Raw genomic sequence first — 16,632 nt, 5'->3', positions numbered from 1 at the left:
TTATTACTAGTGTCCTGATTGTTTTGTTTTTGGTTATTTAAGTGTTATTTTGTACATTCATAACATCATAATACCTATACAAATGCGAATTGCTATGTTTTCTTCGGAAATTAAACGACTTGAATTATTAGTAGCAATAATTTGTTTTGTAATTACATTATCAATCCAAGCACAAGAGTTACCACCAATTCAAAATTTTACTTCTGAAGATTATGGTGCGCAAAATCAAAATTGGTCTATTTCTCAAAATTTAGATAAGTACATTTACATAGCCAATAATTTAGGGTTGTTAGAATATAATGGTTCAAAATGGCAATTGTATGAATCTCCTAATAGAACTATTTTGCGATCTGTAAAAGCCGTTGATAATAGAATTTACACAGGTTGTTATATGGAGTTTGGGTATTGGGAACGCAATCCTGTAGGTACTTTAGAATATAATTCTCTATCTCAAAAACTCAATATAGATTTAATTGAAGATGAGCAGATTTGGAACATTATCACACTTGATGATTGGATTATCTTCCAATCTTTAAAACGAATATATATAATCAACTCTCTAGATTTATCGGTTAATATTATTAATTCTCAAACAGAGTTATCAAAAATGTTAATTAATAATGGGACTATATATTTTCAGAAAAAAGGAATAGGACTTTTTAAGATTTTAAACGGAAAAGAATCACTTGTTTCTGACCATGAGATATTGAAAACTAAGAGGGTCGTAAATGTTTTTCAACATGTAGATAAATTTCTTATTCAAACCCAAGAACAAGGTTTTTTTGTTTTTACTTCCGAAGATATTAAACAATGGGATATACCAGCAAATGAGATGTTATTTAAGACGAGTGTTTTTAATAGTCTGCAATTAAATGATGGTACGTTTGTATTGGGAACGATATCAAGTGGAGCTATTCTCATGTCTTCCGAAGGAAAAATTAAATATCAAATAAATCAGGATAACGGTTTAATAAATAATACTGTGCTTTCTCTTTTTCAAGATGTAGATGAGAATGTTTGGTTGGGACTTGATAATGGAATTAGCTTTATTAATTTGACTTCACCTTATCATATATTTAAAGATGATAGTGGTAATTTGGGTACTGTGTACACCTCTTTAACTGTAGATGATATGCTTTATCTTGGTACTAATCAAGGCTTATTTTATAAAAATAGAAATGACTCTGGAGATTTCAATTTTATGAATGGTACCAATGGTCAAGTTTGGGTTTTACGTCAAATTGATGATAAAATATTTTGTGGTCATAATAAAGGGACCATGATTATTGAGAACAATGAAGTTGTTAATACTATTACAGATGCTTTAGGGACTTGGGATTTTAAACGCATTCCTAATACCAATAATCTTATATTACAAGGTAATTATAATGGGTTTACTGTTTTAGAAAAAATTAATGATAACTGGAGTTTTAGAAATAAAATTGAAGGTATTGATATTTCTGTTAGATTTTTTGAATTTTTTAATGATAAAATTTATGTTAATCATGAATTAAAAGGCTTATATACTTTAACATTGGGTCCTGATTTTCAGAAAGTTGTTGTTAATAAACAGATGGACCATATATATAAAGGTACTGGATCAAATATTATAAATTATAATGGAGAATTGATATATGCTTCTTCAGAAGGTGTATTTAAACAAAATGAAGTTTCTGAGTTTGTTCTAGATACAACGTTTACTAGTTTATTTTATCCATTTAAAAATAAGACTACATTATTACCAATAAATGGAGATAAAACCATGTTATGGAGATTTACAGATGATAATATTGCATTTATTTCTTCGGGTAGTTTGAGTAATAGCCCAAGTTTAAGATTATTTCCAGTTTCAAATTCTATTAAAAATGTTGTTACAGGTTTTGAAAATCTAACTAAAATTAGCAGCAACGAATTTTTAATAGGACAATCAAACGGTTATCTAGTATTTAATGAAGATATACCTCTTCCTCAAAAAGACCTTGAAATAGCCATAAATAAGGTAGAAATTCATAAAATAGATGAACCCAAAATACAAATAGATCCCAAAGTTGAAATGACTTTTAAGAATAAACAAAACAATATAAGTTTTGAGACTAGTTTTGCGAATTATGGAAAAATTGTTGAAAATAAATATCAATATCAATTAATAGGTTTGTCTGATAATTGGTCTGATTGGACTGATGAATCTTCTCAAACATTTGAAAATTTACCATTTGGATCTTACACATTTAATGTTAGAGGTAAAGTAGGTAATAATGTGACTAATAACATCGCGTCTTATGATTTTACGATTAAAAGACCTTTGTTATTATCTAATATTGCAATTGCCTTATATATATTATCATTGATTATACTATTACTCGTAATACATTATTATTACAGAAGATATTATAGAACACAACAAGATAAAGTCATTAAAAATGCCAAACGAGAATTAGAACTTCAAGAATTAGAGAATTCTCAAGAGCTTATGTCTGTTAGAAATGAGCAACTACAGCAAGATATAGATAATAAAAACAGAGAGCTTGCTATCTCAACAATGAGTATTATAAAGAAAAACGAGTTTCTTAGCAATATAAAAGATGAACTTAAAAATGCAAACGAAGCAAAAGGTGTTGCTCCAATTATTAAGATTATTGATAAGAATTTAAATAATACAGATGATTGGAAACTTTTTGAAGAGGCATTTAACAATGCAGATAAAGACTTTTTAAAGAAGGTAAAAGCCAAACATGCATCTTTAACACCAAATGATTTAAGACTATGTGCTTATTTGAGATTAAACTTATCTTCAAAAGAAATAGCTCCTCTGCTCAATATCTCTCCTAAAAGTGTAGAAGTTAAACGTTATCGTTTGCGTAAAAAAATGGAATTATCTCATGAAACTAGCTTAACAAATTATATTCTTGAATTATAAGAACTATACAGCTTGGTTTTTTACCTATACATTACCAATACATGTTGTTTTTTTTAAAATCTACAACGATGTAATTGTAAAATTTAACACTTCTCTAAGACCTTGTTAAATCTAGTTAAATTAGGGATATCGTAAAAAAAACTGAATTTTATTGCGATGTATATTTATTGTATTGGTGTTTTTTATTGATTTAGTAGTTGTGTGTTATAAATTTGACTTATAACAACTATATAATATGACAACAAAACTTTTATCCTTATTGTTTTTCGTTTTTACTTGTTTTGCTTTTGGGCAAGAAGTAACAATAAAAGGAACAGTTACAGACCAAGTTTCTGGACAACCTTTACCTGGAGTAAATATATTAGTAAAGAATACTGCTAAAGGTGGTTCTTCTGATTTTGATGGAAATTTCGAAATCAAAAATATTGAAGTAAATTCTATTTTAGTATTTTCCTATTTAGGTTACCAAGATCAAGAAGTAGTAGTAAAAAATGGAAATGCTCTAACTGTAGTACTTATTGAAGATTCAGAGTCACTTGATGAAGTGGTAGTAATTGGTTATGGTTCGCAACGAAAAGAATTAGTTACTGGTGCTTATTCAAGTATCGATGCTGAAAAAATTGTTGAAACTAACCCAACAAGAATTGAAGAAGCCTTAAGAGGAAGTGCAGCAGGTGTTCAAGTTAATGCAAACTCTGGTTCTCCAGGTGCATCTCTCAATATTAGAATTAGAGGTATTACCACAAATGGTGATAACTCTCCATTAGTTATTGTTGATGGTGTTAACATTGGTAGTGACTTGAGTATTATAGATCCTAATGATATCGAAAAGATGGATGTCATTAAAGATGCGAGTTCTGCAATTTATGGTGTACAAGGTGCCAATGGAGTTATATTGATAACAACAAAATCTGGTAAGAAAAACAGAAAAACAAAATTCTCTTACAACACGTATTATACTATACAAGAAGCAGATAATCAAATTGATGTTTTTAATAATAAGGAATATGCAATATATGTTAATGAAACAGAAGCTGCAGATGGTAATCCATTACCATATCCTAACTTGCAAAATTTGGATACAAACACAGATTGGCAAGATGAGTTATTTGAAAGAGCGGCAATGTTTAATCATAACTTAAGTATAACTGGTGGCTCAGAAACTACAACTTATGGTTTTAGCGCTAGTTATTTTGATCAAGATGGAATAATAGCAAGTGATAAATCTAATTATCAAAGATGGACCATTAAGAACAATTTAGGAGTTGATGTTTCTAAAAAATTAAAATTAAATACATTTTTATTATATACTAACATTAGAAGTAAAGGAATCCCTGAAGGAGGAAGAGGTTCAGCCTTGTACTATGGATTGAATGCTTCGCCTTTAACTCCGGTTTTTGATGATTCTACACCATCAAATATTTCTGGAGGATATGCATATATAGGACCAGAACAGGGTAATGAAATTATAAACCCACTTGCACTTATAAATAATACATTTAATGAAGGTTATGCTGATCGATTTACAGGTAAAATTGAATTAGAATATAATGTGCTAGATAATTTTAAAGCAACATCAAGACTTAATTTTAATTATTCAAACTTTGGTGGAAGATCATTTTCTCCGCTTGCTTACTATGGAGCAGGAAAAGTTGTGAATAATGTTCAATTAGATGTTAATAATCCAGAAGCTTTCAATACAGATACTAATAATAACGGTTCTCGAGATCTTTTTGGTACAGTTACAGAAAACACTCAACATTCTTTTGATTACACATGGGAGAATTTTATTGACTACAGTAAGTCTTTCAATGATAAACACAATTTTAATGTGTTATTAGGTTCTTCTATTAGAAGTGAAACATATAAAGGATTTTTTGGAGGAGGACCTTTAAATAGTGGCCCTGAAGTTTGGGGTAATGCTTATTTAGGTAATTCAAATTCAATTATTGAATTAGAAGACAATGTTATAACTTCAAGTTTGGTGTATTCGGCCGATGGAAGAAATGAGAATAGATGGTATTCGTTTTTTGGACGTTTGCAATATGATTTTGAAGGTAAGTATATATTGTCTGCCATGGTAAGACAAGATGCTTCCACAAAATTTGGGCCTAATAATAGAATTGGTAATTTTCCATCTGTATCAGCAGGTTGGGTAGTAACTAATGAAGATTTTTTCAATGTAGATTTTATAAACAAACTAAAAGTTAGAGGAAGTTGGGGAATTACAGGTAATGATAAAATTGGTAACTATAGATGGTTAGGTCTATTACAAGGAACTACTGGAGAAGCTACTTATCCTTTTAATGATTTATTAACTTTTGGAAATGCAGTTGGTGCATTAGCTAATCCAGATTTAAGATGGGAAACTAATAAACAAACAAATATTGGTGTTGATTTAGGTTTATTTAATGGTAAACTTAATGTAACGGTTGATTATTATAAAAAAACTACCGAAGATTTATTATTAGTACCTGAGGTTTCTGGACTTTTAGGTTCAGTGGCAGGAGGAAGTTCAGCACCATTTGTAAACGCAGGAACAATAGAAAATAAAGGTATTGATTTAAGTCTTAATTTTAGTCATGACCTTAGTGACGACTTAAATGTTAGTGTTGGTTATACATTAACAAGTATTAAAAATAAAGCACTGCAAGTGAATAATGCAGCAGGTTTTATTCCAGGAGGACTTTTCGGTTTAGGTCAAACAACATCTCGATTCCAAACTGGATTACCAATTGGTGTCTTCTTCGGACTTCAAACTGATGGGATTTACCAAAACCAAGCAGAGATTGACGCATTAAATACAGATACAAATAATGATGGAACCATTGATGGTTTAGATGCTCCATTCCAAGCAGGTGCGAGTCCTGGAGATATTAGATATGTTGATGTTGATGGCGACGGTATTATAGAGTATGGAAGTAGCGATGACCAAACCGTTATTGGTAATCCAATACCAGATGTCACAATGGGATTCAATTTTAATGTGAATTACAAACAATTTGATTTTGGGACTTCATTATATGCATCCATAGGAAATGATATAGCTCGTAGTTATGAGCGTTTCCTTACTTACAGTAACAAACCAAGTTTTTATGCAGATAGATGGACAGGTGAAGGAACATCAAATACAGTTCCTAGAGCTTCTAATACAGCGTCTAATAATTATTTGTTTTCTTCATTTTTCGTTGAAGATGGTTCTTATTTAAGAATTCAGAATGTTCAATTAGGATATTCACTTCCACCTACAGTTTCAGAAAAACTTAATTTAGATACTTTCCGTATATCTTTTGCAGTTAATAATTTATTCACGTTTACTAAGTATAGAGGTTATAATCCAGATGTATCAAACGCAAGTCCTTTAGGAGCTGGTGTTGATTTAGGACAATATCCTCAAACAAGAACGTTTACAACAACTGTTAATATTTCATTTTAAATCTAAGACTTATGAATTTTAAAAAAATAGCAACGATAGTACTAATCATAACATGCTTTTCATGTTCAGATTATGTAGATATTTTACCAGAAGGTCAACAGAACTCTGAAAGTTATTTCAACTCTCAGTCAGATTATGAAGATGCACTCGTAGGAGTTTACGATTTATTGACAACAACGTATCTTAATAATATTTTAGGAGAAATAGCATCAGATAATAGTTTGTGTGGTGGAGAATCGCCAACAGATGTTTTAGAATGGCAACAAATTGATGATATGATACATACACCAGATAATGGTGCATTAAGAAGTATATTTCAATTTATGTATGCAGGAATTAGTCGTGCTAATTATATAGTTGAATTTCAAAATAATATTGATTTTGAAGGTAAAGATCAATTACTTGCAGAAAATTTATTCTTGAGATCTTACTACTATTCTGAATTGGTTAAGTTTTTCGGAGATGTTCCTTTATATGTTGACGGTAGAATATCTATTGATGCTACACAGTCAATTGATAGAACGCCAAAAGCAGAAGTATATGCGCAATTAGAAGCAGATTTACTAATAGCAATAGAGAGTCTGCCTTGGCAACAAAGTCAAAACGGAAGAGCAACCAAAGGAGCAGCTTTAGCTTTATTGGGGAAAATATATTTGTATCAAGATAAGTTTCCTGAAGCAGCTAGTACTTTAGATCAAATAGTAATTTCAGGTCAATATCAATTAGTAGATGATTTTGCAACAATATTTTTAAACTCTAATGAAAACAATGTAGAATCAGTTTTCGAAGTTCAACATTTTGGTGGTGAAGGTGGAAGTTTTGATTGTTTTCAATGTGTTGAAGGTAACGTTGCAGTTGGGTTCATGGGACCAAGATTTACAGGTGGTAACTTTGGGCCATTTACGAAAGGTTTTGCTTTTAATCCTCCAACAACAGAGGTCTATAATGCTTTTTCTTCGGAAGATTTGAGAAGAGATGCTTCAATATTGAATATGGAGGCTTTTGTTGCTGAAAGACCTAACGTTACTTTTAGTTTAGGTAATGAGGTTGATTATACAGGGTTTTACAACAAAAAGTATATTCCATATGCTGAAGCAAATGCTGGTGATACTAATTTAACACACAGTAATAACTATAGAGTAATTCGATATTCAGACGTGTTATTAATGGCTGCTGAAGCTTTCAATAGAAGCGGTCTTAATGATGTAAAGGCAAGAAACTATCTTAACCTCGTAAGAGATAGAGCAGGATTAGAAGATGTTGAAACGTCTGGAACTAATTTGACTCAAGATATACTATTAGAAAGACGTTTAGAATTAGTTGGTGAAGGTCATCGCTTTTTTGACCAAGTTAGAACAGGTCAAACTAATTCAATACCAGGATTTACAGATAGGAATACACTATTCCCTCTGCCTAGAATAGAAATCGAATTAGCAGGAAACCGTTGGCCTCAAAATCCAGGATATTAAAAAATAAAAATTGAAAAATATGAAAATTATAAAGTATGTATTAAGTATTTGCCTTTTGGTATTAGCTATTTATGGCTGTGCACAAGATGATGACAACAATGATTTTGTTGATAGCATTGAGGCACCAACTAATATCTCTGCAAACGTAGTAGTAACTCAAGATAATACTGGATTAGTGACAATTACACCATTAGGTGAGGGTGTTACTAATTTTAGCGTTGGGTTTGGAGACGGATCAGACGATGCAAGTGGTATTCAAGCAGGTAATGGCATAGACCATATTTACGAAGAAGGTACTTATGAGGCAACGATTACTGGAAATGGATTAAATGGTTTATCAACTTCTGTGACTCAACAAATAGTGGTGTCATTTCAAGCACCAGAAAATTTGATGGTGACTATAGAAAATGATGCAGCAATATCTAGACAAGTAAATGTAACGCCTTCAGCAGATTTTGCAATCTCACATGAAGTAGATTTTGGTGAAATAGGATCTACTCCAATGATGGTAAACAACGAAGATACTGTATCATTTATATATCAAGAAGCTGGCACATATACAATTACTGTAACAGCATTTAGTGCAGCAGTTGAAACTACAACATACACAGAAGAATTTGTAGTTACAGAAATATTAGCTCCTTTAACCGCAGCACCAAATCCTCCTTCTAGAGATGCTGGAGATGTTGTTTCTATTTTTAGTGATGCATATACAAATGTTACACTAAACGAATTACCAACATCATGGTCGAGTACTAATTTTAATGCAACTACAGTAGATGGAAATAATGCATGGCAACTCACAAATCTAGACTTCTTGGGAATTGTATCAAATTATGATACTGGTATTAATGTGTCTTCTATGGAAATGTTACACATTGATTATTGGGTGCCTTCAGGAGCGACAAATGAACTACTAGTTAAAATAGTAAACACAATCGATGGTGGAGAAGCAGAGCAATCTTTAGGAACTACAGTAGCAGGTTCTTGGCAAAGTATAAACCTTGATATGACAGGTTTTGACGCTGGGAGTTTAGCGAATACAAATCAAATCACTCAATTACTTATAGATTCAGATGGCGTTTCAGATGTCGTTTTTATTGATAATTTTTATTTCTATAAAGCACCAAGTAACGTTCCTGAAGGTTTAGAAGGAACATGGAAAATGGCTCCAATTGAAGGATCATTAGGTGTTGGACCAGCAGTTGGAGATACTCAGTGGTTTGCTTGTGATGCAGATTGTGTGACTTTAAGAGATTGTTATTATGATGATGAATATGTTTTTGGTTCTGATGGAACTTTTACCAATGTTTTAGGAACAGAAAGTTGGATAGAGCCTTGGCAAGGAGGTGGAGATGCTTGTGGAGCACCAGTAGCACCACATGACGGATCAAATGCGGCAACTTATGTATACAACGATGGAGCAGGTACTGTAACCTTAAACGGTGCTGGAGCTTATTTAGGTTTAGCTAAAGCAAATAATCAAGGAGAATTACCAAATGTAGCTGTACCAAGTTCTATAACTTACAATGTAACATTTACAGGACCTAATTCAATTGATGTTTTTATTGAGTCGGGAGCTGGAGTATTCTGGCAATATAAGATGGTTAGAGAGTCTTCTACGTCTAATCCTTTAACTGGAACTTGGTTAATGGCATCTGAATCAGGATCACTTGGAGTTGGACCAGCAGTAGGTGATATTAGTTGGTTCTCTTGTGACGACGGATGTGTTGCAGAAAGAGCATGTTATTTTGATGATACATATGTGTTTGGAGCAGACGGTAGTTTCTCAAATAACTTAGGAGCAGAAAGTTGGATAGAACCTTGGCAAGGTGGAGGAGATGCTTGTGGAGTTCCTGTAGCGCCACATGATGGTTCTAATGCTGCAACTTTTACTTATGATGAAGCAGGAGGTACTATTACCTTAAATGGTACAGGAGCATACCTAGGACTATCTAAAGCCAATAACCAAGGTGAATTACCAAACGTAGCAGTGCCTAGTTCAATTACATATAACGTTTCGTTTGCAGATGCAAATACAATAAACGTATATATTGAAGCAGGAGCAGGCGTTTTCTGGCAATACAAACTTGTAAAACAATAGAAAAAAAATTAATATGAAAAATATAATAAAAGTAATAACCTTAATTTTAACAATGGCATTTTTTGTGAATTGCCAAGAAGATGAAGGAGACATTGGAGATATTATAGCACCTTCAAATTTGGTCGTAACAGCCGAAGTGGTTGGAACAGATATTGAAAATCCATTTGGTGATGGTAGTGGTTTAGTTAATTTTACTGCTACAGCAGATAATGCATTGAGTTATAGTTTTGTTTACGGAGATGGAGAAAGCGGAGTAGCTTCCTCTGGAGCTGCTGGACATGCTTACACTCAAAATGTAGGTGTTTTTACCTACACTGCAATTATTTCTGCTATTGGAACGGGAGGAGTCTCCACAACAACATCCATCGAAATTGAAGTCTTTAATTCTTTCAATGATTTAGAAGCTAAAATATTGCTAAGTGGAGGAGTAGGTAATTCTAAAACGTGGTATCCTAAATTAGACGAAGATGGCCATTTAGGTGTAGGACCAACACTAGCTCAAGATAATGGTGATGATGGTGCTCTTAATGGACATTGGTTTCCTCAATATGACTCTACTGCTGCCTTTGGTAAATGTGGAGATAGTAATTCAGATTGCTTTTGTGATTTTTCATTCTCATTCTCATTAAATGCTGATGAAAACCTTTCATATAGTCAAAATAATAATGGTACAACATTTTTCAATTGGGCAAGTGGTTCTGCTGTTGGGCAAACGTTTGATGAATTTGCAGATACGTGTTTTGAATTTGATACTTCTGGAGAAAGTCAAGTTTCTTTAGCACCATCTACTACTGATTGGTCACAAGTTGCTGATCCTGATTTCCCAGAACCTAGAGGTACAGTAATGAATTTTACCAATGATGCTTTCATGGGTTATTATACGGGTGTTTCTTCTTATGAAATTTTAGCAATAGAGAATGATTATTTATATGTGAGATTTTATGATAATGCAAATCCTGTATTAGCCTGGTATCAAAAATTTACAACAACATTACCTTCTGAAGAATTTAATACAAACTATAACAATTTAGTTTGGGATGATGAGTTCGATGTAAATGGTGCACCAGTTGCTACAAAATGGACTTACGACCTAGGTAATGGAGATAATGGCTGGGGAAATGGAGAAGAACAGGATTATACAAGTAATGCTGAAAATGTAATTGTAGAAGATGGTTTCTTAAAAATTACAGCTAAGGCAGATGGAGGAGGATATACTTCTGCAAGAATAAAATCTGAAGGTTTATATGATTTTACATACGGAAGAGTAGAAGTAAGAGCCAAACTACCTGTTTCAATAGGTACATGGCCTGCAATTTGGACTCTAGGAGCAGATTACGAAACAAATACATGGCCTGGTTGTGGTGAAATGGATATTATGGAACAAACAGGACAGGATAAAAACAGAGTTTTATCTACTGTTCATCATCCTGCAGTTTCACCTGGAGCTGGTGATTCATCAAGTATTCAATTGACAACATCAACAACCGAGTTTCATAATTACATCATGGAATGGAGGCCAGATACAATTATATTTTTAGTTGATGACACCATAATTCATACGGTTGCTAATACACCAGATTTACCTTTTAATAACGACTTTTTCTTTATTCTGAATGTCGCTATGGGTGGATCGTTAGGTGGAGATATTGATCCAGCGTTTACTGAAGATACAATGGAAATTGATTATGTAAGAGTGTATCAATAATCAATAGTTTATAAAAAGAAATTAAATAATATTAAAATAATAATTCATTGAGTTGTCCAAAATGAGGAATCATTTGAAAGAGGTTGAGTGAGTTGCTCAGCCTTTTTCAAATACATTGAAAACACTAAACCATTAGGTTAAATATTAATAATCTAGATCTTTTAGTTTTAATTATTCCTGAAACAGTAACTCAAAACATAAGTGCAAAGCCATCAACTAAATCAATGAATGATCACCCAATATATATAGGAAATAAACTAGCTTCTTTTCATGAGAATGAAGTTAAGGGAGACATAGTGAATTTTGATAATGAAGTGTATTACAAAATTTCTAACAGTGATAAAATGAGACCATTTTTTATGAGTCTTGTTAGTAATTCTAATCACTGGATGTTTATATCTAGTAATGGAGCTTTAACTGCAGGAAGAAAAGATGCAAATAATGCATTGTTTCCATATTATACAGATGATAAAATAACTGAATCATTAGAAACTACTGGTAGCAAAACCATAATCCAAGTTCATAGAGAAGGTAAAATATTTTTATGGGAACCGTTTTCAAATAGGTATCAAGGCGTGTATTCCATAAAAAGAAATTTGTACAAGAATAACTACGGAAACAAAGTGTTTTTTGAAGAAATAAATGAAGATTTAAAACTCACATTTAGATACCAATGGAGCACAAGTGATCAATTTGGTTTTGTTAGGAAAGCTAATATTATAAATAATTCAAATCAAAAAGTTGATGTCACTATTTTAGACGGAATTCAAAATATTCTGCCTTATGGATTGGCTTCAGATTTTCAAAATGCAACAAGTAACTTAATTGATGCATATAAAAAGTGCGAATTAGAAACAGATTCTGGAATAGGTATCTTCGCCTTAAGTGCAATTATAGTTGACAAAGCAGAACCCAGTGAAGCGTTAAAAGCTAATACAGTTTGGTTTTCAGGATTAGATCATCCTACACACTTAATATCGTCTTTGCAACTTGAAAATTTCCGAAAAGGAAAAACAATACATCAAGAAAAAGATATCAAAGCAGAAAAAGGGGCTTATTTTATTTCTAAGGATTTAAGTCTTGCGCCTAATAGTGAAAGTAATTGGATGTTTGTAGCAAACGTTAATCAAACCATAAGCGCTATTAATTCTATTTCAGAAAAAATAAAAAGTAAAATTAATCTCGAAGCACTTGTACAAAAGGATATAGATGCTGGTACTAAGAACCTTTTAGAATTGGTTGGAGCTTCAGATGGTATTCAACTAGGAGATGACAAATTAATTAATACAAGACATTTTGCAAACACGCTTTTCAATATTATGAGAGGTGGGATTTTTGATGATGATTATAACATTGAAAAACAAGATTTTGTGAAATATATGGCTAAAGCCAATAAAAAAGTATCAAAAAGTAAAGAAGACATTTTAGATAATTTACCAGAATTATTTAATGTAGATTTCATTAAAAACATAGCAGATCAGGATGAAGATAAAAATTTTAAAAGATTGTGTTATGAATATTTACCATTAAAATTTAGTAGACGACATGGAGACCCAAGTAGACCTTGGAATAAGTTTTCTATTAATACACGCAGTGAAGTTGATGGTTCTAAAATTTTAGATTACGAAGGTAATTGGAGAGATATTTTTCAAAACTGGGAAACACTTGCACATTCATATCCTGCTTTTATGGAAGGTATGATTCATAAGTTTTTAAACGCAACGACCTTTGAAGGTTACAATCCTTATAGAGTAACAAAAGATGGATTTGATTGGGAAGCTATAGAAGAAGATGATCCATGGTCATACATTGGATATTGGGGAGATCACCAAATCATATACTTACTTAAGTTTTTAGAGTTTATTGAGAAGCATTATCCTAAAAAATTATCTGCTAGTTTTACACAAGATGTGTTTGTATATGCAAACGTGCCTTACAAAATTAAGAGTTATCAAGACACCTTAAAAAATCCTAAAGATACGATTGATTTTGATTACGAATTACACGATAAAATTAATCTCGTAAAAGAAAGGTTAGGTGCAGATGGTGCTTTATTAAGAGACAAAAACTACTTCATTCATAAAGTCAACTTAATAGAAAAACTACTAGCTACGGTTTTAGCTAAAGTATCTAACTTTATTCCCGAAGGCGGAATTTGGTTAAATACCCAACGACCAGAATGGAATGATGCTAACAACGCTTTAGTTGGTAATGGTGTCTCAATGGTCACCTTGTATTATCTCAGACGATTTATCAATTTCTTTGAAGGCATTGTTGTGAATTCAACAGAAACTGAATACAATCTTTCAATAGAGTTAAAAACATTCTTTGAAGGAGTGGTTTCAACCTTAAATGATAATGTAAACGTATTATTTGGTAAAGTGTCAAACACAGACAGGAAAACCATTTTAGATGGTCTTGGAACAGCAGGTAGTAATTATAGACTAAAGATTTATGAAGTTGGTTTTACAAGTGATAAAGGAGCCATTTCTAAAGACAGTTTATTAGATTTTTTCAACCTATTGAAACAATATTTAGATCATACAATTTCAGCAAATAAAAGAGATGATAATTTATATCATGCCTACAATTTAATGACTGTTGAAAATGATAAAGAAGTTTCTATTTCCTATTTATCAGAAATGTTAGAAGGACAAGTTGCTGTCTTAAGTTCAGGATATTTAGAGCCAAAAGAAGCGTTAAGTCTATTGGATGCTTTAAAATCTAGTGCACTTTTTAGAGAGGATCAATACAGTTATATTTTATATCCAAATAAAGAATTATCTCGCTTTGCAGATAAAAATAATATTCCATCAGCATCTGTTGAAAAATCAAAATTATTACAACAACTTATCGCAGATGGTAATACGCAAATTATAGAAAGAGATGTCATAGGTCAATATCATTTTAATGGTAATTTTAATAATGCGGAAAGTTTAAAACTAGCATTAACTCAACTTCCTCAAGAAACATATAGCGATTTAATTGAACAAGACAGACACGTGCTCTTGGCTATTTTTGAAGAGCTATTTGACCATAAATCATTTACTGGAAGATCAGGAACATTCTTTGGATATGAAGGTTTAGGGTCAATTTATTGGCACATGGTTTCTAAACTGCTTTTAGCGGTTCAAGAAAACTGTTTATTAGCACAAGCTAAAAACGAATCTGAAGAAATTATTGGAAGATTGCTAGAACACTATTACGAAATTAACGAAGGTATTGGTGTACACAAATCACCAGAGTTGTATGGTGCTTTCCCTACAGATCCATATTCTCACACACCAGCAGGTAAAGGAGCGCAACAACCAGGAATGACAGGACAAGTTAAAGAAGATGTGCTTTGTAGATTTGGAGAATTAGGTGTTTTTGTTAAAAACGGAGTTTTACTATTTAATCCTAGATTATTAAGGACAAATGAATTTTTATCAACATCGCAAGACTTTACTTATACAGATATAAATAATGAAATTAAGACCTTACAATTAGAAAAAGGTTCGCTTTGTTTCACGTATTGCCAAGTACCAGTTATTTATAAAATTTCAGACGAAAACAAAATTAGTGTTGAGTTTAATACCGATGACTCGATAGAATTTAACACATTAAAATTAGACCAAAAAACAACACGTAAACTGTTTGATAGAACAGGTGAAATTAATCATATTATTGTTGAATTAAAGAGGTAAGTAAGTATGAAAATCATGAAAAAAAAGATGAAAATTGTAGTATATGTTTTTGCTTTAATGCTTGTGGTTTCATGTAACAATACCCCTAAAAAAGAAAATAATTCATCAACTCTAAAAGAACAACCAAATTTGAGCGCAAAAGATATATTAGGAAATCCAGATTATCCAGCAATTTCATATGGAGGCTATAGAGCTAAAAGTAGAGATGTACAACCTACAATTTCTGAATTGAAAGATGATATGAAGTTATTGCATGCCATGGGAATTAGAATGATTAGAACCTATAATGTTCAGCCCAATTTACCTCATGCTTCCAATATATTAATAGCGATTACTGAATTAAAAAAAGAAGACCCAAATTTTGAAATGTACGTCATGCTTGGTGCTTGGATAGATTGTTTAAATGCTTGGACAGATGAAACTCCTAATCACGATGTAGAAAGCGCCCAAAATGAAGGTGAGATTACTAGAGCAGTAGCCTTAGCAAATAAATATCCAGATATTGTAAAGGTTGTTGCAGTAGGAAACGAAGCTATGATTAGATGGGCAACCAGTTATTTTGTTAGACCAAATGTGATATTAAAATGGGTCAATCATTTACAAAATCTTAAAAAGTCTGGAGAATTACCTAAAGATTTATGGATAACATGTTCAGATGATTATGCGTCTTGGGGTGGAGGAGACCCGAGTTATCGGGTTAAAGATTTAGAAGATCTTATTAAGGCTGTTGATTATGTGTCTATGCATACGTATGCCTATCATAACTCTCATTACAATCCAGGGTTTTGGAAAGTAGCAGACAATGAACAAAGTTTATCAGATATTGAGAAGGTAGATGCTGCAATGTTGCGTGCATTAGACTTTGCTAAAACACAATATAAAAATGTTTCAGAGTATGTGAAAAGTGTAGATTCTACAAAAACAATTCACATTGGTGAAACCGGTTGGGCTAGCATTTCTAATGGTCACTACGGAATAAATGGATCTCGAGCAACAGACCAATACAAGCAAGGAGCATATTATAATCATTTAAGAAAATGGACTAAAAAAGAAGGTATATCATGTTTCTATTTTGAAGCTTTTGATGAACAATGGAAAGATGCAGAAAACCCAGAAGGCTCAGAAAATCATTTTGGATTAATCAATTTAAAAGGTGAAGCAAAATATCCCCTTTGGAATATGGTTGATAACGGTGTTTTTAAAGGTTTAACAAGAAATGGAAAACCAATTACCAAAACTTATAATGGAAATATAAATACTTTATTAAAAGATGTTTTAGTGCCAAATACAGATTATAAAAGATAAATAGAATGTT

The 16,632-nt window shown here is 32.0% G+C and carries 7 protein-coding genes; all 7 read left to right on the top strand.

From position 1 onward, the window contains the following. Positions 1-82 precede the first annotated feature (82 nt). The 7 genes from WNY78_RS07865 (at position 83) to WNY78_RS07835 (ending at position 16,622) form a co-directional block, all read left to right on the top strand. A complete protein-coding gene (locus tag WNY78_RS07865; protein WP_342872650.1) occupies positions 83-2,917 on the top strand; it encodes a triple tyrosine motif-containing protein in 2,835 nt (944 codons plus the stop codon). Positions 2,918-3,152: 235 nt separating this feature from the next. After that, positions 3,153-6,353 (top strand): TonB-dependent receptor, encoded by a 3,201-nt coding sequence (locus tag WNY78_RS07860; protein ID WP_342872649.1) that lies wholly within the window; start codon positions 3,153-3,155, stop codon positions 6,351-6,353. 11 nt (positions 6,354-6,364) lie between these two features. Beyond that, positions 6,365-7,822, top strand: coding sequence for a RagB/SusD family nutrient uptake outer membrane protein (locus WNY78_RS07855; RefSeq protein WP_342872648.1), 1,458 nt, complete (start codon positions 6,365-6,367; stop codon positions 7,820-7,822). A 19-nt stretch (positions 7,823-7,841) separates the two neighbouring features. Further along, complete coding sequence (locus WNY78_RS07850) at positions 7,842-9,926, top strand: hypothetical protein (RefSeq protein WP_342872647.1); 2,085 nt, start codon at positions 7,842-7,844, stop codon at positions 9,924-9,926. Between the two features lie 13 nt (positions 9,927-9,939). Next, positions 9,940-11,631: a glycoside hydrolase family 16 protein gene (locus tag WNY78_RS07845; RefSeq protein WP_342872646.1), complete on the top strand. Its 1,692-nt coding sequence runs from the start codon at positions 9,940-9,942 to the stop codon at positions 11,629-11,631. Between the two features lie 224 nt (positions 11,632-11,855). Further along, the gene (locus WNY78_RS07840) at positions 11,856-15,317 is read left to right on the top strand and encodes a hypothetical protein (protein ID WP_342872645.1); all 3,462 of its coding nucleotides are present in this window, start codon (positions 11,856-11,858) and stop codon (positions 15,315-15,317) included. A gap of 15 nt (positions 15,318-15,332) precedes the next feature. After that, a complete protein-coding gene (locus WNY78_RS07835; RefSeq protein WP_342872644.1) occupies positions 15,333-16,622 on the top strand; it encodes a glycosyl hydrolase family 17 protein in 1,290 nt (429 codons plus the stop codon). Positions 16,623-16,632 lie beyond the last annotated feature (10 nt).

Origin of the sequence: Psychroserpens sp. AS72 (assembly GCF_038900375.1) — a bacterium.
GTDB lineage: Bacteria > Bacteroidota > Bacteroidia > Flavobacteriales > Flavobacteriaceae > Psychroserpens.
The sequence above is the reverse complement of the archived record's forward strand: the minus strand, read 5'-3'. Positions and strand labels throughout refer to the sequence as shown.

Excerpts from the sequence above, each read along its gene's own strand:
- WNY78_RS07855 (WP_342872648.1), top strand. The coding sequence starts at position 6,365 with ATGAATTTTAAAAAAATAGCAACGATAGTACTAATCATAACATGCTTT.
- WNY78_RS07840 (WP_342872645.1), top strand. The coding sequence starts at position 11,856 with ATGAATGATCACCCAATATATATAGGAAATAAACTAGCTTCTTTTCAT.
- WNY78_RS07865 (WP_342872650.1), top strand. The coding sequence starts at position 83 with ATGCGAATTGCTATGTTTTCTTCGGAAATTAAACGACTTGAATTATTA.
- WNY78_RS07845 (WP_342872646.1), top strand. The coding sequence starts at position 9,940 with ATGAAAAATATAATAAAAGTAATAACCTTAATTTTAACAATGGCATTT.
- WNY78_RS07850 (WP_342872647.1), top strand. The coding sequence starts at position 7,842 with ATGAAAATTATAAAGTATGTATTAAGTATTTGCCTTTTGGTATTAGCT.
- WNY78_RS07835 (WP_342872644.1), top strand. The coding sequence starts at position 15,333 with ATGAAAAAAAAGATGAAAATTGTAGTATATGTTTTTGCTTTAATGCTT.
- WNY78_RS07860 (WP_342872649.1), top strand. The coding sequence starts at position 3,153 with ATGACAACAAAACTTTTATCCTTATTGTTTTTCGTTTTTACTTGTTTT.